This is a genomic window from Streptomyces sp. NPDC033229 (genome assembly GCF_055576875.1).
The window spans coordinates 1-23,379 of sequence record NZ_JBVIQR010000033.1 but is presented as its reverse complement, the minus strand read 5'-3'; the positions used below and the strand labels follow the sequence as shown (position 1 = coordinate 23,379).

Annotated in this window: 18 protein-coding genes; 9 read left to right on the top strand and 9 right to left on the bottom strand. The window is 71.1% G+C overall.

Annotated elements, in window-relative coordinates:
- Position 1: 1 nt before the first annotated feature.
- The 9 genes from ACZ53N_RS26070 to ACZ53N_RS26030 all read right to left on the bottom strand — a co-directional run bounded on the left by ACZ53N_RS26070 (position 2) and on the right by ACZ53N_RS26030 (position 11,788).
- Positions 2–1,051, bottom strand: a complete 1,050-nt coding sequence (locus tag ACZ53N_RS26070) for an HAD-IIIC family phosphatase (protein ID WP_469143223.1) — start codon at positions 1,049–1,051, stop codon at positions 2–4.
- Entirely contained in the window at positions 1,048–2,259 is a 1,212-nt protein-coding gene (locus tag ACZ53N_RS26065; RefSeq protein WP_469143222.1) for an acyl-CoA dehydrogenase family protein, read from the bottom strand. The genes ACZ53N_RS26070 and ACZ53N_RS26065 overlap by 4 nt, the downstream gene beginning before the upstream one ends.
- Positions 2,243–2,512 (bottom strand): acyl carrier protein, encoded by a 270-nt coding sequence (locus ACZ53N_RS26060; RefSeq protein WP_469143221.1) that lies wholly within the window; start codon positions 2,510–2,512, stop codon positions 2,243–2,245. The genes ACZ53N_RS26065 and ACZ53N_RS26060 overlap by 17 nt, the downstream gene beginning before the upstream one ends.
- Entirely contained in the window at positions 2,509–3,522 is a 1,014-nt protein-coding gene (locus ACZ53N_RS26055) for a 3-oxoacyl-[acyl-carrier-protein] synthase III C-terminal domain-containing protein (protein ID WP_469143220.1), read from the bottom strand. The genes ACZ53N_RS26060 and ACZ53N_RS26055 overlap by 4 nt, the downstream gene beginning before the upstream one ends.
- An 801-nt stretch (positions 3,523–4,323) precedes the next feature.
- Positions 4,324–5,043, bottom strand: a complete 720-nt coding sequence (locus ACZ53N_RS26050) for a class I SAM-dependent methyltransferase (RefSeq protein ID WP_469143219.1) — start codon at positions 5,041–5,043, stop codon at positions 4,324–4,326.
- Between the two features lie 86 nt (positions 5,044–5,129).
- The gene (locus tag ACZ53N_RS26045; RefSeq protein ID WP_469143218.1) at positions 5,130–7,592 is read right to left on the bottom strand and encodes an ATP-binding SpoIIE family protein phosphatase; all 2,463 of its coding nucleotides are present in this window, start codon (positions 7,590–7,592) and stop codon (positions 5,130–5,132) included.
- 173 nt (positions 7,593–7,765) lie between these two features.
- Positions 7,766–10,168 carry an MFS transporter gene (locus ACZ53N_RS26040; protein WP_469143217.1) on the bottom strand — a complete coding sequence of 801 codons (2,403 nt, stop codon included), beginning with the start codon at positions 10,166–10,168 and terminating at the stop codon, positions 7,766–7,768.
- 240 nt (positions 10,169–10,408) lie between these two features.
- Positions 10,409–10,852 (bottom strand): SRPBCC family protein, encoded by a 444-nt coding sequence (locus ACZ53N_RS26035; protein ID WP_469143216.1) that lies wholly within the window; start codon positions 10,850–10,852, stop codon positions 10,409–10,411.
- A 312-nt stretch (positions 10,853–11,164) separates the two neighbouring features.
- The gene (locus ACZ53N_RS26030; protein ID WP_469143215.1) at positions 11,165–11,788 is read right to left on the bottom strand and encodes a HEAT repeat domain-containing protein; all 624 of its coding nucleotides are present in this window, start codon (positions 11,786–11,788) and stop codon (positions 11,165–11,167) included.
- 336 nt (positions 11,789–12,124) lie between these two features.
- Here ACZ53N_RS26030 and ACZ53N_RS26025 point away from each other — a divergent pair, with 336 nt between their 5' ends.
- The 9 genes from ACZ53N_RS26025 to pssA all read left to right on the top strand — a co-directional run bounded on the left by ACZ53N_RS26025 (position 12,125) and on the right by pssA (position 23,125).
- Positions 12,125–13,957 carry a 3-hydroxyacyl-CoA dehydrogenase family protein gene (locus ACZ53N_RS26025; protein ID WP_469143214.1) on the top strand — a complete coding sequence of 611 codons (1,833 nt, stop codon included), beginning with the start codon at positions 12,125–12,127 and terminating at the stop codon, positions 13,955–13,957.
- Positions 13,958–14,057: 100 nt separating this feature from the next.
- The gene (locus ACZ53N_RS26020; protein ID WP_469143213.1) at positions 14,058–14,903 is read left to right on the top strand and encodes a TetR family transcriptional regulator; all 846 of its coding nucleotides are present in this window, start codon (positions 14,058–14,060) and stop codon (positions 14,901–14,903) included.
- A gap of 445 nt (positions 14,904–15,348) precedes the next feature.
- Positions 15,349–16,710 carry a crotonyl-CoA carboxylase/reductase gene (gene ccrA, locus ACZ53N_RS26015; protein WP_469143212.1) on the top strand — a complete coding sequence of 454 codons (1,362 nt, stop codon included), beginning with the start codon at positions 15,349–15,351 and terminating at the stop codon, positions 16,708–16,710.
- 51 nt (positions 16,711–16,761) lie between these two features.
- Entirely contained in the window at positions 16,762–18,774 is a 2,013-nt protein-coding gene (locus ACZ53N_RS26010) for a protein meaA (RefSeq protein WP_469143211.1), read from the top strand.
- Positions 18,771–19,748 carry an HpcH/HpaI aldolase/citrate lyase family protein gene (locus ACZ53N_RS26005; protein WP_130881504.1) on the top strand — a complete coding sequence of 326 codons (978 nt, stop codon included), beginning with the start codon at positions 18,771–18,773 and terminating at the stop codon, positions 19,746–19,748. Before ACZ53N_RS26010 ends, ACZ53N_RS26005 begins: the two co-directional genes overlap by 4 nt.
- Before the next feature lie 5 nt (positions 19,749–19,753).
- Complete coding sequence (locus tag ACZ53N_RS26000) at positions 19,754–20,266, top strand: MaoC family dehydratase (protein WP_469143260.1); 513 nt, start codon at positions 19,754–19,756, stop codon at positions 20,264–20,266.
- A 1-nt stretch (position 20,267) separates the two neighbouring features.
- On the top strand, positions 20,268–21,473 hold the full coding sequence (locus tag ACZ53N_RS25995; protein ID WP_469143210.1) for an acyl-CoA dehydrogenase family protein: 1,206 nt from the start codon (positions 20,268–20,270) through the stop codon (positions 21,471–21,473).
- A gap of 169 nt (positions 21,474–21,642) precedes the next feature.
- Complete coding sequence (locus ACZ53N_RS25990; RefSeq protein WP_469143209.1) at positions 21,643–22,290, top strand: phosphatidylserine decarboxylase; 648 nt, start codon at positions 21,643–21,645, stop codon at positions 22,288–22,290.
- The gene (gene pssA, locus ACZ53N_RS25985; protein WP_356453197.1) at positions 22,277–23,125 is read left to right on the top strand and encodes a CDP-diacylglycerol--serine O-phosphatidyltransferase; all 849 of its coding nucleotides are present in this window, start codon (positions 22,277–22,279) and stop codon (positions 23,123–23,125) included. The genes ACZ53N_RS25990 and pssA overlap by 14 nt, the downstream gene beginning before the upstream one ends.
- The last annotated feature ends 254 nt before the right edge of the window (positions 23,126–23,379 follow it).

The following is a 23,379-nucleotide window of genomic DNA, read 5'->3' as shown; positions in this document are numbered from 1 at the left end:
CTCACTCCGCACCGCTGATCACGCGGGTGTGACCGCGGCTCTCCGGCAGCGGACGGTCCGGGTTCACCCTGAGCACCATGCGGTCGCCCTCGGTGGTGACCGGCTCGTAGCCGGCGAACCGGAGTGTGACCAGCATGTTCCGGTTGACGTCGGTGGGGACGAAGTGCGCGACGGGGCGGAGGCCGTCCGCCAGCGCCTCCCGGATCAGATGGCCGAGCAGCACACTGCCCACGCCCCGGGAGGCAACCCGGCAGGACATGAGCATCAGGCGCAGCACCGAGTCCGTGCCGTCGAGTTCGGTGACGGCCAGGCCGATGATCCCGTAGTCGCCGAACCGGTCGCGCAGCCGCGCCACCCGCACCCGGTGGGCCGGTGAGGTGCTCAGCCGCCGCAGCTCGTCCGCGTCGTAGAACAGCCCGGTGCTGTTGAGCTGGTGCGTCCGCATCGTCAGCTCGCTGGCCCGGGCCAGATCGTCCTCGGTCGCCGGGCGCAGCTCCATGACGAGGTCGAGGGAGGCGAGGAAGGCCTGCCGGTCGGCTCCGAACTGCTCCTCGGCCTCGCGTCGTTGCCCTTCGGTGCGGTACAGCTCGCGGCGCCGGGAGGCCACCTCGGTGATGTGCTCCGGCTGGAACTCGGGGCGGTCCGGGAGCCGGTCGACCTCGTCGGCCGGGTAGCAGCGGACCATGGGCAGCGCGGCCTCGACCTCCGCCCGTTCCGCCGGGTCGTTGTCGATGAACGCGACGGTGTCCAGGCCGATGTCGAGCGTCTCGGCGATCCGGCGCACCGCGGCGGACTTGTCGCCCCAGCCCACCTGAACCGCGCAGAACCAGTCGTCGAGGCCGCGCCCGGTCAGGTGGCGGTGGATGACGGAGGGCTCGCTGCGGCTGGCGGCGGCGTGCAGGATGCCCCGCTTGTCCAGCGCGTTCAGCGTCTCCAGCGCCGCCGGGAAGGGGTCCGGGTCGTCGTTCTCCAGGACGACCCCGTCCCACAGCGTGTCGTCCAGGTCCCACACCAGGCACTTGACGACCGGGGTGCTCGCCGCGGCCGTCATGCGGGCTCCCCGGGCCGCCGCGCGGCGGGTGGCGGGCCGTACCGACGTAAGAGGCGGTCGGCTATGTGGAGTTCGGCCACCTGCGCTGCTCCTTCGATGATCTCCATGACCTTGGCGTCCCGGAAGTGCCGTCCCGCCCTGCTGTCGGGCTCACAGCCGGCCGAGCCGAGGATCTGCACGGCGTCGCGGCTCGCCGAGGCGGCCGCGGCGGCGGCCGCGTACTTGGCGACGATGGTCTCGCTCACTCCGCGCCCGGGGCCCTTCGCCCGGCATCCCGCCGCCCGTCCGGCCAGTTCACGGGCGCCGGCGCCGCGCACGGCGGAGCGGGCCAGCAGGGACCGGACCAGTTGGTGGTCGGCGAGCAGCACCCCGGCCTGGGCGCGGGTGGCGGCGTGCGCGGCGGCGTCCGCCACGCATGCCTCAGCCATGCCGACGCACCCCCAGGCGACGGTGAAGCGCCCGTGGTCGATCGCGGTGGCGGCGACATGGGAGAGCCCCAGCCCCGGCGGGGCGACGAGCCGGCTCCGGGGCACCCGTACTCCGTCGAAGGTGATGTGGGCGATCTGTGCCGCGCGCATGCCGAGTTGACCGCTCACCGGCTCGCGGACCACTCCCGCGCGGTCCGCCTCCACCAGCACGGTGGTCGGCTTGCCCCCGCACTCCCCCAGGACCAGGAACACATCGGCGACCGCGCCGAAGGTGACCCATTTCTTGCGGCCGCTCACGAGGACGTCCGTGCCGGTGTCCTCGACGCGGGTTCGTACGGCCGCGAGGGCGCTGCCCGCGGCCTCCTCGGTGGCCGCGAAGCCCGCGGTGAGCTCACCGCTCGCCAGCCGTGGCAGCCAGTCGGCGCGCTGTTCCCGGGTGCCCCAGCGGGCGAGTGCCGCCGCGACCATGCCCTGGACGGTCAGCAGACCGCGCAGGGCGCTGCACACCCCGCCCAGGTGCGCGGCCGCCTCCCCGAGCGCGGCCGGGCCGAGGTCCGCTCCCCCGTACCGGCGGGGCAGGTCCGGGGCGAGGAGGCCGGCCGCGGCCATGTCCTTACGGGCGGACGCGGGCAGGGCGCCGTCCCGGTCCCAGCCCGCCGCGTCGCCGCGCACCTCGGCCGCCAGCTCCGCCGCGGCCCGCACCACGGCCGATCCGCCCGGCCCGTTCGGGTCATCCGGCCCGTCCGGCCTCTGCCGCCCTTCGTCAGGCGCTCTGGTCATGGCTCTCCGCCAACCCGGCCGACGCGGTCTTGCGGCTGACGAAGCGCGTGATGCGCTCGGCCGTGCGGAAGCTGTCCAGATCGAGGTCCTCCACCTCCACCGCGATGGAGAAACGTTCCTCCACGAAGGTCACCAGCTCCAGCGCGAAGAGCGAGTCGGCAAGCCCCAGTTCGAAGTAGTCGTCGTCCGGAGCGACCGGCCGCCGGAGCGCCGCCGTCAGATACTCCGTGATCTCCTCGGTGATGCTGTTCACGCCACACCCTCCTGTGGTCCTATCTCGACGAGCAGCAGGCTCCAGGCAGCCACCGGGCTCACACTGATCAGCACGACGCGGTCCCCCGTGGCGAGTTCCTTGCGCTCCAGGGCTGTGTAGAGGTTCAGGAAGACGTCGTTGGGGCCGAGGTGGCCGTAGGCCCGGAGGTTCTCCCGGCACACGGGCAGGACGGCGATGCCCAGGGCGTCCTCGGTGAAGGCCAGGCTGCCCGCCGACAGGTTGTGGCTGACGTAGCCGCGCACGTCCTCCCGGCGCAGTCCGTTGCGCCACAGCAACCCGTCCAACAGCGCCGACGTCCTGTTGCGCGTCTCCACCGCGAGCCGGAAGGAGTAGGCGGTGGCATCCGCGCACTCCTCGCGCCACTGCGCGGTGGGCCGGTCCCGGTACTTCACATGGAAGAGGTCCCAGTACCGGCCGTTGGTCTGCTGCGCGATGTCGAGGATCCGGACCGGGCCGCGACGGGAGAGCAGCAGGGCCTGTCCGCTGTCGCCGTTCACCGTCACCGGGTGCCGGTACCGCGTGGCGGCGGCCGGTTTGCTGCCGTGCACGACCAGGATGTTGTCCATGTCCGGATCCGCCGCCAGCAGGCCCCGGGCCGTCAGCAGCGCGGGGGTGAGGGACACACAGCCCAGGCCGCCCACCGTGAAGGTCGTCGCCGCCTCGGCCCCCAGCAGATGCTGCAAACGCGTCGACTCGGAGCTGAGAAAGGTCTCCGGCGCCCGCGACTCCACCATGATCAGGGCGCCCAGGTCCCGGGCGTCCACCCCGGACCGGTCGAGCGCCTGCCGGGCGGCCCGCTCACAGAGCTCCACCGCGCCGATCCGGTCATCGGCCCGCACGGTGTCGATGCCCAGACCGGCGCGGGTGCGCCGCTCGTGCTCGTCCAGTGCCGCCAGGGCGGCGACCGGCACCACCCGCTCCGGCAGATACGACGCCGCGCCGCGCACGGCGATGGAGACGCGAGCGCTCCGCGTGACGTGATCGGTCACGAACCCTCCCTCGGGCTTCGTCGAATTGCGTTCGCGGCGGACGGGGTTGCCGGTCCTTTCGCCCTGCCGAGGGCCCGGGTCGAAAGGCGCCCGCGGGCGCGGAGTCATCGCGTCCGGCTGCTCCCGGAACGAAGCCGGTCACCCGAGACGCGGGAGTGTCGATAAACCCGGTAAAAGAATCCGCCACACAGGAATGCCCCCTCCGGCCACGTGGCACGGGCATTCGCATTCACCCAGCCGCCGGTCGCCCGATCGACCGGCTTCCCCGTTGCGCGGATCACTATAGGAACAGCCCGCTGTCGAAGATCAAGCAGTCGCAACGTGATCCACATCACCGCCGATTCGGGAGTTATGGAATCGGATACTCCCCGTGGAGGAGGGCGCGGGCGGTCAACCGGAACCCAACACCACCTCTTTGGCCCGCACTTTACGTTCATCAGCGGAAACGCGGATTCGGAAGAACGAAATCCGGGTGAGGGACGGCCGGAATGACGGCCCGCCGTCAGACGGCACGGTTACCGTGGGTCAGCCCTCGCCCCGGGAGCCCCGGCACCGCCACGGTCGTCTCCGCCTGTGTGGGGACGAGCAGTTGAACAAGCGGCACCCATCCGTCCGTGAGACGGTGGCGGTGCCGTGACCCATGCCCCGGTACTTCACGGCGGGCCCACCGAGAACTTCGGTGGGCCCGCCGTGAAGTGCCATGTCTTTACGAGCCCTTGGCTCCGCGCACAGCGTTTTGGTTGCCCGGTTCCATTCCGGTGCGGCCGAAGTCCGCCGCGCCGGCGAAAGTGACGGCGGCCGTCATTTCCGGCCGGTCACGAACCAGCGAGCGGGCAATTCGAGACGCCTGCCGTCCGCATGGAAGTCCTCCATCGCCAGATCGATGTCGCCCTCGGCCAACACCTCCAGGCCGGCCGCCCGCAGCAGCTCCCGCACCTCGTCGTCGGCGGCCTCCGCGGGCCGCAGCCCGTGGGCGAACACCCGCTGGAGTTTGCGCGACGGCCCGCCCGGCCGGCCCGCCGCCTCCTGGAGCACCTCCTTGGCACTCCGCCGCAGTTCGGCCACGAAGCCCCGCCCCCTGGCGCCGACCAGCTCGGCCACCGCCTCCGCGACGGCCATCCGGTCCTGCGGGTCACTCTGGTGGATCACGGCGCGCATATAGACGTTGCAGTCCCCGAGCCGCCCGTGGAGGGCGCGGACGGCCTCGGTGTCCACCAGGTCGAGCCGCTCGAACTCGGCGCTCCCGGCCCCGTTCGCGCGCCGCGCGTGCTCCACCGCGGCCCACGAGAGGTCCACGCCGAGCACGCGGGGGAAGCGGGTGGCCAGGAAACGGGTCTGGGTGCCGTTGCCGCAGCCGAGGTCGACGATCGGCAGCTCGGGGTCCAGGTGCGGCTCGAGCAGCGCCAGATGGGGCACCGCCGTCAGGGCCGGATCCGAGTCCCAGATCGCCTCGCCCGGGACGTCGGAGGTCTCCTCCCAGAAACCTTCCCAAGCCTTGTTGTACTGGTCCGACACGCTCATGGATGCTCCCGATGCCGAGGGCGACGACTCGTCACGATCTTGACTACCGCCGTCGCCGGGTCCGGGCAAGACCGCCCGGCCCGCTTTCACCCGGCCGGGGCCCACCGTGGCGGGAGCGGCAGCGCCTGCTCGCACCAGACCGTCTTGCCCCGCCCCGAGTGGCTCGCACCCCACGCCCGCGCGAGGGCATCCACCACCCGCAGGCCCCGGCCGAACTCGTCGCCGACGTCCGCGCTCAGCAGCGAGGGCAGCGCGTGATCGTCGTCGGTGACCTCGCAGAGCAGCACATCGGTCCGCACCAGCCGGAGTCCGATCCGGTCCGTGCGGGCGTGCCGTACGGCGTTGCCGACGATCTCGCCGACGAGGATCTCGGCGGTGTCCACGGCCTCCCGCAGGCCCCACTCGGTCAGCCGGTCGCGGACGAGCCGCCGGGCCCGGGACGCCTCGCGCGGGTCCGCCTCCAGCTCCCACTCGGCGACGTGCTCGGGCGGGATGCCGTTGAGCCGGGCCATCAGCAGGGCCACGTCGTCCTTGCGCCCGTCGCCCCTGCTGAGGGCGCGGATGATGGTGTCGCAGGCGTCGTCCATGGAGGCCGCCGGATGGGCGGCGGACTCGCACAGGGCCGCGAGGCCGGTGCCGATGTCCTGGCCGCGCACCTCCACCAGGCCGTCGGTGCACAGCACGAGCCGGTCACCGGGCGCCACCCGTACCGTCGCCGCCTCGAACGGCACTCCGCCCACTCCTATGGGCGCGCCCGTGGGCAGGTCCAGCAGCACGCTGCGGCCGTCCTCGGCCCGCACCAGGACGGGCGGGATGTGGCCGGCGTTGGCGAGGGTCAGCTCCGAGCGGATGGGGTCGTAGACGGCGTAGAGGCAGGTGGCGAGATAGTGCTCGCCGAGGCGTTGCGCGATGCCGTCCAGGTTGCGCAGGAGCTGCTCGGGCGGCAGGTCGAGGGCGGCCATGGTCTGCACGGCGGTGCGTAACTGGCCCATCATGGCAGCCGCGTTGAGGCCGTGGCCCATGACGTCGCCGACGACGAGCGCCGTGCGGGAGCCGGGCAGTTTGACGGCGTCGAACCAGTCGCCGCCGACCCGGCCGAGGCGGGTGCCCGGCAGATAGCGGGTGGCGGTGTCACAGCCGGCCATGCGCGGGTCGAGCCGCGGCAGCATGCTGTCCTGGAGGGTGTCGGCGACGTTCTCCTGGTAGGTGTACATGCGGGCGTTGTCGAGGACGAGCCCGGCGCGGGCGGCGAGTTCGGCGCCGGTCGCGCGGTCCATGTCGTCGAACGGCTCGCGCCCGCCGCGGCGCATCAGGACCATGAAGCCGAGCACCACGTCGCGGGCCTTGAGGGGCACGATGAGCATGGACCGGCCGTTGATCAGCGGACGCAGGTCGCGCTTCTCGAACTGGCCGGAGATGCGGTTGCCCATCTCCTCGCTGACGTGGGGGATCAGCACGGGCTCGCCACTGACCATGCACCGGAAGAACGGGGTGTGCTCGGGGAAGGCGATGGCCTCGCCGACCGGCACCGTGTCGTCCCAGCGGCCGGGCTCGTCGTTGTGCTCGACCCAGACCCGGTGCCAGATGGTGGTGACGTCGGGCGGGCCGTCGGGAAAGCCCTCCCCCGCCAGGACGGCGGCCCGCAGGTGGGTCCCGGCGAAGTCGGTGAAGCGCGGCACGGCGGCGCTGGTGACCTCGCGAATGGTGCGTTCGAGGTCGAGGGAGGTGCCGATGCGGCCACTGACCTCGTTGAGAAACTCCAACCGCTCGCGGACGGCCGCGTATTCGAGGTCCTCGGACGCGTCCTCGCAGAGGTCATCGGGCTCCTCGGCCGGGCCCGGCCGCGGGTCCGGGATCCGTCCGTTCGTCGCCGGTGCCGCGCGGCGGCGCCGGGCGCGCCGTTCCAGGTATTTGGGCGTGCCCCAGTCGGGTGTCACGGGGACCCGCTCGGGCCGGATCGTCTCCAGGGCGGGGTAGCCCAGTTCCAGCACTTGCTCGACGATGCGGCCGCTCGTCGCGGGGCCCATGCTGGGCAGGATGTCCGGCAGCCGGTCGACGAGGCCGCCCGCGCCGGGGAAGTCGGTGTGCGGGGCGAAGCAGGGGGCCACCCGCTCCTCCTCGTCGCCGGGCAGCCCCGCGGCGTCCGCGGCGAGCACCAGCAGCCGCTCCGGCCCGGGTCCGGCGAGGGGGTACGCCCACCACAGCACGTCGAGCGGGCCGCGCTCGGGGTCGGCCAGACGGGCCCGCCCGCTCCTCGGGTAGCCGGGAGCCGCGTCGGTGCCGGTCGGCGGGGCCTCGTCCCAGTCGAGGGAGTCGTAGGCGGCGTAGCCCTGGAAGCCGTCGGCGCCGGGCAGGGCGCCGTGCACGGGCAGCAGGTCGGTGGCGGCGCTGCCGACGGCCTCCTCCCTGGTGTGCCCGAACAGCCTGCGGGCGCCGGCGCTCCAGTGGGTCACGGACCCCGCGGAGTCCACGACGACGACCGCGAGCGGAAGCCGCCCGAGGGAGGCTTCCCGCTGCGCGAAGGCGGGCTCTGACGTGCCACGGTCCATGAGCGGTTGCTCCTTCGTACGCGTACGCAAGATCTGCGCCACCACTACCACGGTAGGCCCCGGGCGGGGCCGGGCGTGGTCCAATGGCGGAATCCGTCGTGCGCCGGTGCGCGTGCGCGCCCCGGCGCGCGCGACCACCGCCCCGGCCGGGGCCCGGCCGGGGCGGCAACGGGCTAGTCCGCGTAGCCGAGTTGCAGGTCACGCTCGGTCCGGCCGCCGCCGGCGATCTGGAGGACCGTGGCGACGGGCGGGTAGCCGGTGGCGACGACCGTGTACTCGCCCGCCGAGAGGTCGACGAAGCGGAACGCCCCGTCCGCGCCGGTCGTGGCGGTGTCCACCACATTGCCCCCGGCGTCGAGGAGGGTCACCCGGGCGTCCTCGACGGGCCGCCCGGCCCCGGCCCGTACGGTTCCGCGCAGCACGGCGCCGCCCGCGAGTTCGATGTCCTGCCGGGTCTCGCGGGCGGACTGGACGGTGACCGGCAGCGCGGCGGGGCGGAAGGCGGGGGCGCTGGCGGCGAGGGTGTACTCGCCCGAGACCAACTCGCTGATGAGGTAGTCGCCTTCGCGCCCGGTGCGGGTGGAGGCGACGACCTCGCCGTGCACATTGGTCAGGGTGACCATGGCCTCGCGGACGGGAATGCCGTCGCCGGTTCGCACGATGCCGGCCAGCCGCCCGGCGCCGCCGAGGACGACGTCGAGCTCGACCGGCCGTTCGCCGACGGTGACCGTGACGGCCTGCGGCTGGTGGCCGCCGGCGGCGGCGATGAGGACGTAGGCGCCGGTGCCGGGTGTGCTGAGCGCGTACCGCCCGTCCTCGCCCGTCGCGCCGCGGCCGATCTGGCGGCCCTGGACGTCGATGAGGGTGAGGGCTGCGCGGGGCACCGTGGTGCCGTCGGGGTGCTGGACGGTTCCGGTGACGGGGATGCCCGCGGTCAGCGGTACCCCTTCGCCCGCCGGGGGCAGGGCTGCGGCTCGGGGGGACGGGACGACGGGAGCCTCGGGGGCGTTGTGGGACACCAGTGGTTTCTCTTTCAGCAGGAAGGCGAGCAGGAAGCCCACGATGAGGACCGGCACGAGGTAGAGGAAGACCCGCGGCATGGCCTCGGCGTAGGCCCGGACGTAGCCGTCGCGCAGGGCGGCGGGCAGGGCGTGCACCAGCTGCGGGGTGAGGGAGTCGGACGGCGGCAGGGCGGCGTCGCGGGGCAGTTCGTCCGCGAGCCGGTCGGCGAGCCGGCGGGCGAAGAGGGTGCCGAAGACGGCGGCGCCGACACAGCCGCCGATCTGCAGGAAGTAGTTGTTGGCGCTGGTGGCCGCGCCCAGGTCGGCCGGGTGCGCGGCGTTCTGCACGGCGAGGACGAGGACCGGCAGGACGAGGCCGATACCGAGGCCGAGGACGGCCGTCCAGAGGCTGTAGGTCTCTCGGCCGGTGCCGGCGTCGAGGTGGGAGAGCAGATACGTGCCCACGGCGGCGAGGGCGCAACCGAGGACGGGGAAGGCTGTGTAGCGTCCCGTGCGGCCGGCGAGGTGACTCCCCACCAGGGAGGCGAGGACGATGCCGCCCATCAGCGGCAGCATCAGCAGTCCGGACGCGGTGGCGTCGACGCCGTCGGCCATCTGCAGAAACGTCGGCAGGTAGCCGGCAACACCCATGAGGGCGGCGCCGACGACCGCGCCGAGGAGCGCGCTGACGGTGAAGACCCGGTCCCGGAAGAGATGCAATGGGATAATCGGTTCTGCTACGTAGGACTCGACCACGACGAAGAGCAGCGCGGTGCCCAGCGCACCCGCCCCGAGGCCGAGGACGACGTGGGATCTCCACGCGTACGCGGTGCCGCCCCAGGTGGTCAGCAGCACCAGACAGGTCGAGGCCGCGAGGAGCAGCAGGGCCCCGAGGACGTCGAACCGCGCCCGGCGCGGCGGCCGGGGCAGCTTGAGGGCGACCGCGACGATCGCGAGCGTGAGCAGGCCGACGGGGACGTTGCCGTAGAAGCACCAGCGCCAGGAGGCGTGGTCGGTGAGGTAGCCGCCGAGCAGCGGTCCGGCGACGGCGGCGATTCCGTAGGCGGCGCTGATGACGCCCAGGAAGCGGCCGCGCTCACGGGGCGGGACGAGGTCGGCGATGATCGCCTGGGCCCCGATCATCAGCCCGCCGCCGCCGAGACCCTGGAGCGCGCGGAAGGAGATGAGCTGTTCCATCGTGCGGGAGGCGCCGGCCAGCGCGGAGCCGATGACGAAGACGACGATCGCGAAGAGGAAGACGCTCTTGCGTCCGAGGAGATCGCCGAGCTTGCCGTAGAGGGGCAGGACGACCGTGAAGGCCAGCAGATAGGACGTCACGGCCCAGGACATGCTGCCGAGGCCGTGCAGTTCGCCGACGATCTTCGGCAGGGCGGTGGCCACGATGGTCTGGTCGAGCGCCGCGAGGAGCAGCGTGAGCAGCAGACCGGTGAAGACGAGACGGACCCGGACCGGGCCGGGGCGCGGTGCGGGGGCGGCCGGCGCGGGTTCGGGAGCGGGGAGGGCGAGCGGTTCCTCGCTCTTCACCACGATGGTCTCGAAGGTGGTCACGCCCACGTACTTCTCCCCTCGTCGCGCCTGCGTCGCCGCCCATTTCTCGCATTACGCGACAACGGCGAGCAAGCGCGACGATTGACCGGAGAGGGCCCGAGAGGGGTGCCTGTGCGGCTTTCGTGCCGGTCGGAGGCGTACAGCACGTTGAGGTGCTGCTATGAAAACCACTCGAATCGGTGAGCGCGAACCGGGCGGGGTCCGGTCGTTTCCGCAGACCGCCCGCCTCCGGGCACCCCCTGGGGGCTACTTCTTGACCTCGGCCTCGAGCTTGTCGAGGACGGCGTCGTAGATGCGGCCGAGCCCCTTGGGCGCGAAGGCCCGCTCGAAGAAGCCGCCGATGCCGCCCGCGCCCTGCCAGACCGTGCTGACCACGACGTTGGCCTTGCCCTCGCCGGCCGGGGTGACGGTCCAGGTGGTGACCATGGAGGAGTTGAGGTCCTTCTCGACCAGCTGTCCGGTGGTCGGCTCGGTGACCTCCAGCAGGCAGTCGCGGACGCGCTTGCTGGTGGCCTGGAGCTTCCAGTGCACCTGCGTGCCCTCGCCGTCGCCGCCCTTGCGCACCTCGTACTCGCTGAAGTGCTCGGGCAGCAGCTTGGCGCGGGTGCCGGTGTAGTCCGCCAGCGCGTCGAACACCTCCTCCGGGTCCGCCGCGATGATCCGCTCCGTGGTGGCCTCGACCTGGCCCATGGCTTGTCCTCCCGGACGTCGTGCATACCTGCCTGTGCGGCAAGCCAACCATCATCGCCACACCCGCCCCAAATCCGGGGCCGGTCGCCGGTGGCGAACGTATGTGCCGCTCTCGTACAGGCTCGTCGCGTCGCCTGCGCGGCGGGCCGTCTGTGCCGCCTGCGGCGGCGGGCGCCCTGCGGGCGCGTCCTCAATCGCCGGACGGGCTTGACTCGGCCGAGCTCAGCCATAACCAGCCCGTCCGGCGATTGAGGACACCGCCGCGCAGCGGAGGTGCACCGGCCACGGCCCGCAGCCGAACAACCGCCAGGCTCAGACCCCGCGGACGCGCGCCAGCGCTTCGTCGGCCACCGCCCGCAACCGTTCATGGGCCCGCGCGGCGAGGAGCACACGCGTGGCGCGGTCGTCGCCGAGGACGCCCAGCCCTTCGACGCAGGCCCGGGCCACCGGCCAGCAGTGGTCCGGGGCGGCCAGCAACCGCTCCAGGGTGGACAGCAGGGCGGGCACGGACTCGGGGGCGCGCAGCTCGGTGAGCAGCCGGACGGGGTGCAGGGCGTAGGCGGTGCGCAGCGGGTTGGTGGCGAGGGCGGCGGCGGCGCGGGCGGTACGGGGGTCGCGGAGCCGGCCGAGGGCGTGGGCGGCGGTCGCGCAGCGCACGGGTTCGCGGTAGTTGAGGAGAAGGACGAGGGTCTCGAAGGCGCGGCGGTCGCCCTGGACGCCGAGGGTGAAGGCGGCGATCTCGCGGGCCCACAGCGGCTGTTCGCCGGCCACCAGGATGTCGGCGAGCCGGTCGGCGCGCTCGGCGGGGCCCGGGGGCCCGGGGGCCCGGGCACCGTCGACGGCGAGTTCGAGCAGCCGCTCGTAGGCCGAGAATTCGGCCGGGGAGACCAGCTCGGCCCGTACCCGCCTCAGCAGTGCGCGGAATTCCTCTTCCATGTACCGCTCTCCTCCCCGAGTGGCCCAGACCACATGGTAAGTGGCGCGCACGCCCTCTGGCGCTCATGGTTACCGGTGAGTTAATCTCCCGGACAAGAGCAGCGGACCTGCTCGGCGGCCTGGTGACGCAGCCGCCGCAGCGGCATCAGCACTCTCGATGGCGGTTCGGCGCTTCGAGTACGGCACGGCCCCGGGACAGGGCCCGCCGGTCGCACAACTCCCTTTCCGTTGGCGTTCCTTACCCGTGCCCGGAAAATCCTCAGTCGCCGCAGCCCGGCCAGGGGCCCCTCCTTCGACATTTCCCCTGCGCACGGGAACACATCCTGGAGTCTCGCGATGGACCGTACGTCCAGCCCTGAGCCGTCCCCTCTGTCCCCCTCCCCCCTGCCCGCGCCCCGGCTGGGGACCGTCGCCGTGATCGGCCTCGGCACCATGGGCACCGGCATCGCCGAGGTGCTGGTGCTGGCCGGCCGCGAGGTCGTCGGCATCGACATCCGCGAAGCCGCCGCCGCGCAGGCCTCGGCCGCCCTCGACGCCGCCACCGCCCGCGCGGTGCGGCGCGAGCGGATCACCGAGGCCGAGCGGCGGGCCGCGCTGGCCCGCTTCCGCACCTCCCGCGAGCTGGGCGCCGCCGCCGACGCCGATCTGGTGATCGAGGTCGTGCCGGAGGACTACGCCCTCAAGCACGACGTCTTCACCGCACTCGACGCGATCGTGCGGCCCGACACCATCCTGGCGACCGGCACCAACGCCCTGTCGGTCACCCGCCTCGCCGCCGACTCCGCCCGCCCGGAGCGCGTGCTCGGGCTGCACTTCTTCAACCCGGCGCCGGCGATGAAGCTGGTCGAGATCGTCTCCTCGGTGCTCACCGCGCCGGCCGCCGTCACCGCCGTCACCGATCTCGCCCGTGAGCTGGGCAAGGAACCGGTCGCGGTCGGCGACCGGCCCGGCTTCGTGGCCGACGGGCTGCTGTTCGGCTATCTCAACCAGGCGGCCGCGATGTACGAGGCGCGGTACGCCACCCGCGAGGACATCGACGCGGCGATGAAGCTGGGCTGCGGCCTGCCGATGGGCCCGCTCGCGCTGCTGGACCTGATCGGCATCGACACCGCCCGTACCGTCCTGGAGGCGATGTACGCCGCCTCCCACGACCGGCTGCACGCTCCCGCGCCGATCCTCGGCCAGCTCGCCGAGGCCGGGCTGACCGGCCGCAAGTCGGGCCGCGGCTTCTATACGTACGAGACGCCCGGCTCGGCCACCGTCGTCGCGGACGCGCAGACCCCCGGCACCCGCCACGAGACGGCGGGCGCGCAGGTGGTCTCCTCGGTCGGCGTCGCCGGTTCGGGGACGATGGCCAGTGGCATCGCCGAGGTGTTCGCCAAGGCCGGCTTCAAGGTGGTGCTCGCGGCGCGCTCGCCGGAGAAGGCCGAGGCGGCGAAGGCCCGGGTCGCGAAGTCGCTCGCCCGCTCGGTGGACAAGGGCCGGCTGACGGCCGAGGCGCGGGAGGCGGCACTCGCGGCGATCACCCCGGCGGGCTCGCTCGACGCGTTCGCGGAGGTCGATCTGGCGGTCGAGGCGGTCGCCGAGGACCTGGCGGTCAAGCAGCAGCTCTTCTCGACGCTCGACAAGATCTGCAAGCCGGGCGCGGTGCTGGCCACGACCACCTCCTCGCTGCCCGTCATCGCCTGCGCCCGGGCCACCTCGCGCCCGCAGGACGTCGTCGGCATGCACTTCTTCAACCCGGCGCCGGCGATGAAGCTGGTCGAGGTGGTCCGTACGGTGCTGACCTCCGACACGGCGCACGCCACCGTCCGCGCGGTGTGCGCCGCGGTCCGCAAGCACCCGGTGGACTGCGGCGACCGGGCCGGTTTCATCGTCAACGCGCTGTTGTTCCCCTACCTCAACAACGCGATCAAGATGGTGCAGGAGCACTACGCGACGCTGGACGACATCGACGCGGCGATGAAGCTCGGCGGCGGCTATCCGATGGGGCCCTTCGAACTGCTCGACGTCGTGGGCCTCGATGTCTCGCTGGCCATCGAGAAGGTGCTGCACCGCGAGTTCCGCGACCCGGGGCTGGCGCCCGCGCCGCTGTTGGAGCACCTGGTGGCGGCGGGCTGCCTGGGACGCAAGACGGGCCGCGGCTTCCGTGAGTACGCCCGGCGCTGATCCGGCCGTGCCCGATCAGGGGGTGGGGTGGGGTGGACTGCTCGAACCGGCCGGCAGTCCGCCCCGGCACAGCCATACGGACGCGTGTTACGTTCCCCACATGTCCCAGCCCGTAAAGCCCGCTCGACCGTCGCGCCCGGCCAAGAAGGAGTCGCCGGAAGGCTCCGAGAGCACCGGCACCCGCCGTGCCGCCGCCCAGCGACTCACCATGCGCCGCAAACTCGCGGCGGCCGCCATGGAGTTGTTCGCGACGAAGGGCTACGAGGCGACGACCGTAGACGAGATCGCGGCGGCGGCCGGTGTCGCCCGCCGCACCTTCTTCCGCCACTTCCGCTCCAAGGAAGAGGCCATCTTCCCCGACCACGACGACACGCTCGTGCGGGCCGCGGGGGTCCTGGACGCCGCACCGCCGCAGGAGAACCCGCTGGACACGGTCTGCCGGGGCATCAAGGAGGTCATGCGGATGTACGCGGCCTCCCCCGCCGTGTCCGTCGAGCGCTACCGCCTCACGCGCGAGGTGCCCGCCCTGCGGGAGCGCGAGATCGCCTCGGTGGCCCGCTACGAGCGGCTGTTCACCAGGTACCTTCTCGGCCATTTCGACGAAAGCGCCCACCACGTGGGCGACGACGACCCGCTGCTGGCCGAGGTCGCCGCCTCGGCCGTCGTCACCGCGCACAACCATGTGCTGCGGCGCTGGCTGCGCGGCGGCGGCGAGGGCGATGTGGAGGCCCAGCTCGACCACGCCTTCGCCATCGTGCGGGACACCTTCGGCTCGGGCATCGGCGCCGGGCGCACCACCTCGGCCGGCACCCCGGCGAGCGGGCCGGCCGCCACGGCGCGGACCGCGGGCGCCGAGGGCGAGGTGCTGGTCGCGGTGGCCCGTACGGACGCCCCGCTCGACGAGGTGATGCGCGCGATCGAGAAGGCGCTCAAGAAGAAGAGCTGACGCGCTGTCCCGCACACCCGTGCCGTACCCGGTTCCCGCACTTCCGCCCGGATAGCCACAGCGGGCATTCCCTGCACAATCACCACAAAGGCCGCCCTTAGGGGCGGCCTTTGTCGGTCGTCACGTTGCTCATACGTGCCATGCGGATGACATCTGAGGGAAATTGTTGGCACCCAGTGTCTTGTCCAGTGGCACGCGGTGCCATACCTTGTGGGTGTCCGGGCGGCCGGCGCGTCAGACTCACTCGTCGCGCGTCGGCTGTCCCCACAAGCACCTTGTGCGCCCGGACGCCTGCGTCACAGGCTCCCCAGTCACCGCTGGGCGATACCGCAAGCGCTCACCCGCGCAGCCGAGCACCACCCGCCGAACCGACGGCACCGCCTCTGCACCACCCCCGACGTTCCCTCAAGCCGTTCCCACGACGCGCTTCGCCGGAGGCCACACCGTGAACCACATACTGGACGCGATTCTCGCGTCGACAGCGTCCGACAGCGGCTCCGCCGCGGTCACAGCCGAAGACTTCGCCGCCCTGCCCCTCCCCGAGTCCTATCGCGCGGTGACCGTGCACAAGGACGAGGCCGAGATGTTCGCGGGCCTCTCCACCCGGGAGAAGGACCCGCGCAAGTCCCTCCACGTCGAGGAGGTGCCGGTGCCCGAACTGGGCCCCGGCGAGGCCCTGGTGGCCGTCATGGCCAGCTCGGTGAACTACAACTCCGTCTGGACCTCGATCTTCGAGCCCGTCTCCACCTTCTCCTTCCTGGAGCGCTACGGGAAGCTGTCCCCGCTCGCCAAGCGGCATGACCTCCCGTACCACGTCATCGGCTCCGACCTGGCGGGCGTGGTGCTGCGCACCGGCCCCGGCGTCAACGCCTGGAAGCCCGGGGACGAGGTCGTCGCGCACTGTCTGTCCGTCGAGCTGGAGTCCGCCGACGGGCACAACGACACGATGCTCGACCCCGAGCAGCGCATCTGGGGCTTCGAGACCAACTTCGGCGGTCTGGCCGAGATCGCGCTCGTGAAGTCCAACCAGCTGATGCCCAAGCCCCGCCACCTCAGCTGGGAGGAGGCCGCGGCCCCCGGGCTGGTCAACTCGACCGCTTACCGGCAGCTCGTCTCCCGCAACGGCGCCGGGATGAAGCAGGGCGACAACGTCCTGATCTGGGGCGCGAGCGGTGGACTCGGCAGCTACGCCACGCAGTTCGCGCTGGCCGGCGGGGCCAATCCGATCTGTGTGGTCTCCAGCCCGGAGAAGGCCGAGATCTGCCGGCGGATGGGCGCCGAGGCGGTCATCGACCGCAATGCCGAGGGCTACCGGTTCTGGAAGGACGAGCACCACCAGGACCAGCGCGAATGGAAGCGCTTCGGCAAGCGCATCCGCGAACTGACCGGCGGCGAGGACGTCGACATCGTCTTCGAGCACCCGGGCCGCGAGACCTTCGGCGCATCGGTGTACGTCACCCGCAAGGGCGGCACGATCGTCACCTGCGCCTCGACGTCGGGCTACAACCACGAGTACGACAACCGCTACTTGTGGATGTCGCTGAAGAAGATCGTGGGCTCGCACTTCGCCAACTACCGCGAGGCGTGGGAGGCCAACCGCCTGATCGCCAAGGGGAAGATCCACCCCACCCTCTCCAGGACCTACACCCTGGCGGAGACCGGGCAGGCCGCCTACGACGTCCACCGCAACCTCCACCAGGGCAAGGTCGGCGTGCTCGCGCTGGCCCCCGAGGAGGGGATGGGCGTGCGCGACCCGGAGATGCGTGAGCAGCACATCGAAGCCATCAACCGCTTCCGGAACGTCTGAACCCCGCACAGCCGAATCCGCGCCGTCCGATCATCGAAAGCCGAACACCACATGACTGAGCGTCAGAAGGATCGTCCGTGGCTGATGCGGACCTACGCCGGGCACTCCACGGCCGAGGCGTCCAATCAGCTCTATCGACGCAACCTCGCCAAGGGCCAGACCGGTCTGTCGGTCGCGTTCGACCTCCCGACGCAGACCGGTTATGACCCCGACCACATCCTCGCCCGCGGCGAGGTCGGGCGGGTCGGGGTGCCGGTCTCCCATCTCGGGGACATGCGGCGGCTGTTCCAGGACATCCCGCTGGAGCAGATGAACACCTCCATGACCATCAACGCCACGGCCATGTGGCTGCTGGCGATGTACCAGGTGGTCGCGGAGGAGCAGGGCGCCGACATCACCGAGCTCTCCGGGACGACCCAGAACGACATCGTCAAGGAGTACCTCTCGCGCGGGACGCACGTCTTCCCGCCGGGTCCGAGCCTCCGGCTGACCACGGACATGATCACCTACACGGTGAACCACATCCCCAAGTGGAACCCGATCAACATCTGCAGCTATCACCTGCAGGAGGCCGGGGCCACGCCGGTCCAGGAGATCTCGTACGCGATGTCCACGGCGATCGCCGTGCTCGACGCGGTCTTCGCCTCCGGCCAGGTCCCCGAGGAGCGCAAGGGCGACGTCGTCGCCCGGATCTCGTTCTTCGTCAACGCCGGGGTCCGGTTCGTCGAGGAGATGTGCAAGATGCGCGCCTTCGGCCGCATCTGGGACCAGGTCACCCGGGAGCGGTACGGCATCGAGAACCCCAAGCAGCGCCGCTTCCGCTACGGCGTCCAGGTCAACTCCCTGGGGCTGACCGAGGCGCAGCCGGAGAACAACGTCCAGCGCATCGTCCTGGAGATGCTGGCCGTCACCCTCTCCAAGGACGCCCGCGCCCGGGCCGTGCAGCTGCCCGCCTGGAACGAGGCGCTGGGCCTGCCGCGCCCCTGGGACCAGCAGTGGTCCCTGCGCATCCAGCAGGTCCTCGCGCACGAGAGCGATCTGCTGGAGTACGAGGACATCTTCGCCGGGTCGCACGTCGTCGAGGCCAAGGTCGCGGCGCTGGTCACCGAGTGCCTGGCGGAGATGGCGCGGATCGAGGAGATGGGCGGCGCGATGGCGGCCGTCGAGTCCGGCTATCTGAAGTCCCGGCTGGTCTCCTCGCACGCCGAGCGGCGGGCCCGGATCGAGGCCGGCGAGGAGAAGATCGTCGGCGTCAACTGCTACGAGTCCACCGAGCCCAACCCGCTCACCGCCGACCTCGACGCCGCGATCATGACGGTCGACCCGGCGAACGAGGCGCGCGTGGTGGCGGGCCTGCACTCGTGGCGCGACAACCGCGACGAGGGCCGGGCCCAGGAGTCGCTGTCGGCGCTGAAGAAGGCGGCGGCGGGTTCGGAGAACCTGATGGCGGCCACGCTGGAGTGCGTACGCGCCGGTGTGACGACCGGCGAGTGGTCCTGGGCCCTGCGGGACGTCTTCGGCGAGTTCCGGGCTCCCACGGGCGTCAGCAGCGCCCCGGTGGCGGTCACCGCCGAGGCGGGCACCCCGCTCGCCGCGGTCCGCGAGAAGGTCGCCCGGACCGCCGACGAGCTGGGCAGCGGCAAGCTGCGCCTGCTGGTGGGCAAGCCGGGCCTGGACGGGCACTCCAACGGCGCCGAGCAGATCGCCGTACGGGCCCGTGACGCCGGCTTCGAGGTCGTCTACCAGGGCATCCGGCTCACTCCGGAGCAGATCGTCTCGGCGGCCGTCGCCGAGGACGTGCACTGCGTGGGCCTGTCGATCCTCTCCGGCTCGCACGCGGAGCTGGTGCCGGACGTCCTGACCCGGCTGCGGGCCACCGGTGCCGACGACATGCCCGTGATCGTCGGTGGCATCATCCCCTCGGCCGATGCCACCGCCCTGCGGGCGGCCGGTGTCGCGGCCGTTTTCACACCCAAGGACTTCGGAATCACGGAGATCATCGGCCGTATCGTCGACGAGATCCGGAAAGCGAACAAGCTCGACCCTCTGGAGGTCTCCGCATGACTGGTATTGCCGCCGGCCCCGTCAACCGCCTGCGTCCGCGCCGCTCCTGCCTCGCCGTCCCCGGCAGCAACCCGCGCTTCCTGGAGAAGGCCCAGGGCCTGCCCGCCGACCAGGTCTTCCTGGACCTGGAGGACGCCTGCGCCCCGCTGGCCAAGGAGGGCGCCCGGCACACCATCGTCGACGCGCTCAACAACGGCGACTGGACGGGCAAGACCAGGGTCGTCCGGGTCAACGACTGGACCACGCACTGGACGTACCGGGACGTCATCACCGTCGTCGAGGGGGCCGGGCCGAACCTCGACTGCATCATGCTGCCGAAGGTGCAGGACGCCCAGCAGATCGTCTCCCTCGACCTGCTGCTGACGCAGATCGAGAAGACCATGGGCTTCGAGGTCGGCCGCATCGGCATCGAGGCGCAGATCGAGAACGCCAAGGGCCTGGTGAACGTCGACGACATCGCCGCCGCCTCGCCGCGCCTGGAGACCATCGTCTTCGGCCCGGCCGACTTCATGGCCTCCATCAACATGAAGTCCCTGGTCGTCGGCGAGCAGCCGCCCGGCTACTCGGCGGACGCCTACCACTACATCCTCATGCGGATCCTGATGGCGGCCCGCGCCAACGACCTCCAGGCCATCGACGGCCCGTACCTGCAGATCCGCAACGAGGACGGCTACCGCGAGGTCGCCGGGCGCGCGGCGGCGCTGGGCTTCGACGGCAAGTGGGTGCTCCACCCGGGCCAGGTCGAGCTGGCCAACGAGGTCTTCTCCCCCTCGCAGGAGGACTACGACCACGCCGAGCTGATCCTCGACGCGTACGACTACTGCACGTCCGAGGCCGGCGGCAAGAAGGGCTCGGCGATGCTGGGTGACGAGATGATCGACGAGGCCAGCCGGAAGATGGCGCTCGTCGTCGCGGGCAAGGGCCGCGCGGCCGGCATGACCCGTCACTCCAAGTTCGAGATCCCGGAGGCGTGAGCACCATGCAGTTCGGCCGCACCTTCGAGGAGTTCATCGTCGGCGATGTGTACAAGCACTGGCCCGGCAAGACGGTCACCGAATACGACGACCACCTTTTCTGTCTGCTCACGATGAATCACCACCCGCTGCACATGGATGCCAACTACGCGGAGAAGACGACCGATTTCGGCCGGAACGTCGTGGTGGGCAATTACATCTACTCGCTGCTGCTGGGCATGTCCGTCCCCGATGTCTCGGGCAAGGCCATCGCCAATCTGGAGGTCGAGTCGCTGAAGCACATCGCGCCGACCTTCCACGGCGACACGATCTACGGCGAGACGACGGTGCTGGACAAGACGCCGTCGAAGTCCAAGAGCGACCGCGGGATCGTCTACGTCGAGACCAGGGGCTACAAGCAGGACGGCACCGTCGTCTGCGTCTTCCGGCGCAAGGTGATGGTCCCCACCGCCACGTACATCAAGGAGCGCGGCGGGGAACAGCCCGGCCGCCCCGAGCCGATCGTCCGGGAGAAGTGAGATGGGCCGCCTCGCGCAGACCGACGGGCTGACGGACATCCAGCGGGAAATCCTCGCCACTGTCCGTGAATTCGTCGACAAAGAGATCATCCCGGTCGCGACCGAGCTGGAGCACCGGGACGAATACCCGACCCGCATAGTCGAGGGCCTCAAGGAGCTCGGGCTGTTCGGCCTGATGATCCCGGAGGAATACGGCGGCCTCGGTGAGTCCCTTCTCACATACGCGCTGTGCGTCGAGGAGATCGCCCGCGGCTGGATGAGCGTGTCCGGGATCATCAATACGCACTTCATCGTCGCGTACATGCTCAAGCAGCACGGCACCCAGGAGCAGCGGGAGTACTTCCTGCCGCGGATGGCCACGGGCGATGTCCGGGGCGCCTTCTCGATGTCGGAGCCGGGCCTGGGCTCGGATGTGTCCGCTATCACATCCAAGGGCGTGCGCGACGGGGACGAGTACGTCCTGAACGGCCAGAAGATGTGGCTCACCAACGGTGGCTCCTCGACCCTGGTCGCGGTCCTGTGCCGGACGGACGAGGGGCACCCCGAGGGAACCGCCCCGCACAAGTCGATGACCACCTTCCTGATCGAGAAGGAGCCGGGATTCGGCCAGGTCAAGCCGGGGCTGACCATTCCCGGCAAGATCGACAAGATGGGCTACAAGGGCGTCGACACCACCGAGCTGATCATGGACGGGCTGCGCATTCCGGCCGATCGGGTGCTCGGCGGGGCCACCGGCCGGGGCTTCTACCAGATGATGGACGGCGTCGAGGTGGGCCGGGTGAATGTCGCGGCGCGTGGTTGCGGCGTCGCTCAGCGCGCTTTCGAGCTGGGCGTCTCGTACGCGCAGCAACGTCACACTTTCGGAAAACCGATCGCCCAACATCAGGCCATTCAATTCAAACTGGCCGAAATGGGGACAAAGGTCGAAGCGGCGCATGCGATGATGGTGAACGCGGCCCGGAAGAAGGACTCGGGCCAGCGGAACGACCTCGAAGCAGGAATGGCCAAGTACCTGGCCTCCGAGTACTGCAAGGAGGTAGTCGAGGACGCCTTCCGTATCCACGGCGGCTACGGCTTCTCCAAGGAGTACGAGATCGAGCGCCTCTACCGTGAGGCTCCGATGCTGCTGATCGGTGAAGGTACCGCCGAGATCCAGAAAATGATCATCGGCCGCCGGCTACTCGAGGAGTACCGAATCCAGGGATAAATGTCCGGTTAGGGGTGTTTTGTTAGAGAAGAAGATCACACCCTGTCATCGGCGTTCGGCCACGGACTGGCCCTGGCGCTTGCCCAGTTGCCGCCCGCAACCGATACCATCCCCGGAAAGCCGCCGTCCCCCAATCGTTACGCGGCACCCTCCGCCACGAAGGTCATCCATGCCCCACAGCTCTTCCTCTGCACCACGCGGCCGCGTCCGCCTTGCGCGCGGAGCATCGCCGTGGCTCCTCCCGACCGTCGCCACCGCGGCGGTCAGCCTCACCCGCGCCCGGCGCTCCGGTCGCTGGGCGGCGCTGGCCGTGCCCACCACCGCGCTCGCGGCGGGCATGCTGTGGTTCTTCCGCGACCCCGAGCGCGAGATCACGCGCGGGCGAGTCATCTCCCCTGCCGACGGCGTGGTGCAGAGCATCATGCCGTGGAAGGACGGGCGCACCCGCGTCGCGATCTTCATGAGCCCGCTGAACGTCCACGTCAACCGCGCGCCGCTGGCCGGCACGGTGACGTCCGTGGAGCACATCCCCGGCGGGTTCATCCCGGCGTTCAACAAGGAGAGCGAGAACAACGAGCGCGTCGTCTGGCACTTCGACACCGAGCTCGGTGACATCGAGATGGTGCAGATCGCCGGCGCCGTCGCCCGTCGCATCGTTCCCTACGTGCCCCAGGGCACGAAGGTGGAGCAGGGCGAACGGATCGGCCTGATCCGGTTCGGCTCGCGCGTCGACATCTACCTCCCGGAGGGTGTCGAGGTCGCGGTCGAGGTCGGCCAGGCCACCACGGCAGGGGTGACACGCCTTGACCGTGATTGATCCGGAGACACAGACCTCCTGGGTGCCCGAGGTGGAGGCCGACGACACGGACGACATGCCGCTGTCGACCCGGCTGTCAATAGCGGACACCCTCACGCTGGGTAACGCGATCTGTGGCTTCATGGCGGTGTACTTCACCACCACCGGTGTCCTCATCCCGCATCTGACGGGCAACGAGGACGGCGGCATGGCCCGCCACAGCGCGGCCACCGCGGTGATACTGATGCTCCTCGCATCGGTCTTCGACCTGTTCGACGGGCTCGTGGCGCGCAAGCTCCGCAGCTCGGCGATGGGCGCGGAGCTGGACAACCTCTCCGACCTGATCAGCTTCGGGCTGGCGCCCGCGTACTTCGTGGTCGTGTGGGGCATGGTCGCCGACGACGCGCACCAGCGGGTCTCGGCGGTGGCGGCGATCGTGGTGCTGCTCGCGGTCGTCCTGCGACTGGCGCGCTTCTCGTGCGTCCAGCTGCGGGACGGGATCTTCCAGGGGATGCCGAGTCCCTTCGGGGCGCTGACGGTGGTCTCGATCGTGCTCCTGGAGCTGCCCTTCATCCCGACGCTCCTCGCGATCGTGGGTGTGGCGTGGCTGATGGTGAGCCGGGTCGAGTACCCCAAGCCGCGGGGCCGCCTGGCGGTGGCGATGCTCAGCTGGATCATGCTCAGCATGGGCCTGCTGGCCGCGTGGGCCTTCGACGCCCCCGGCGGCGAGCTGCTCCTGCAGACCGGCTGCGCCCTCCAGGTCGTCCTCGGCGCGGTCATCCCGCTCTTCGCGACGGCCCGCCGGGTGAACACCTTCCGCGACAACCGCCGCGAGGCGCGAGCGGCTGCGCGGTAGGCGCGGTAGGCGCGGTAGCGCCTGTAGTAACGGGACAACGACGTGGGGCCCGGGCGATGTGATCGCCCGGGCCCCACGTCGTTTGTCGTTGGCTGTAGGGGTTCCCTCGGCTACCGGCCCGTCTTGCCGTATTTTCCGCTGCGGCCTGTCTTGCCGCCTGCGGCGGCGGGCGCCCTGCGGGCGCGTCCTCAATCGCCGGACGGGCTTGTTGTGGCTGGGCTCAGCCACATCGAGCCCGTCCGGCGATTGAGGAC

What these genes read in the sequence shown, in the direction of transcription:
- ACZ53N_RS26050 (WP_469143219.1), bottom strand. Translation starts at nt 5,043, where the DNA reads ATGAGCGTGTCGGACCAGTACAACAAGGCTTGGGAAGGTTTCTGGGAG.
- ACZ53N_RS26005 (WP_130881504.1), top strand. Translation starts at nt 18,771, where the DNA reads ATGACTGGTATTGCCGCCGGCCCCGTCAACCGCCTGCGTCCGCGCCGC.
- ACZ53N_RS26020 (WP_469143213.1), top strand. Translation starts at nt 14,058, where the DNA reads ATGTCCCAGCCCGTAAAGCCCGCTCGACCGTCGCGCCCGGCCAAGAAG.
- ACZ53N_RS26030 (WP_469143215.1), bottom strand. Translation starts at nt 11,788, where the DNA reads ATGGAAGAGGAATTCCGCGCACTGCTGAGGCGGGTACGGGCCGAGCTG.
- ACZ53N_RS26065 (WP_469143222.1), bottom strand. Translation starts at nt 2,259, where the DNA reads ATGACCAGAGCGCCTGACGAAGGGCGGCAGAGGCCGGACGGGCCGGAT.
- ACZ53N_RS25995 (WP_469143210.1), top strand. Translation starts at nt 20,268, where the DNA reads ATGGGCCGCCTCGCGCAGACCGACGGGCTGACGGACATCCAGCGGGAA.
- ACZ53N_RS26045 (WP_469143218.1), bottom strand. Translation starts at nt 7,592, where the DNA reads ATGGACCGTGGCACGTCAGAGCCCGCCTTCGCGCAGCGGGAAGCCTCC.
- ACZ53N_RS26025 (WP_469143214.1), top strand. Translation starts at nt 12,125, where the DNA reads ATGGACCGTACGTCCAGCCCTGAGCCGTCCCCTCTGTCCCCCTCCCCC.
- ACZ53N_RS25990 (WP_469143209.1), top strand. Translation starts at nt 21,643, where the DNA reads ATGCCCCACAGCTCTTCCTCTGCACCACGCGGCCGCGTCCGCCTTGCG.
- ACZ53N_RS26000 (WP_469143260.1), top strand. Translation starts at nt 19,754, where the DNA reads ATGCAGTTCGGCCGCACCTTCGAGGAGTTCATCGTCGGCGATGTGTAC.
- ACZ53N_RS26070 (WP_469143223.1), bottom strand. Translation starts at nt 1,051, where the DNA reads ATGACGGCCGCGGCGAGCACCCCGGTCGTCAAGTGCCTGGTGTGGGAC.
- ACZ53N_RS26010 (WP_469143211.1), top strand. Translation starts at nt 16,762, where the DNA reads ATGACTGAGCGTCAGAAGGATCGTCCGTGGCTGATGCGGACCTACGCC.
- ACZ53N_RS26035 (WP_469143216.1), bottom strand. Translation starts at nt 10,852, where the DNA reads ATGGGCCAGGTCGAGGCCACCACGGAGCGGATCATCGCGGCGGACCCG.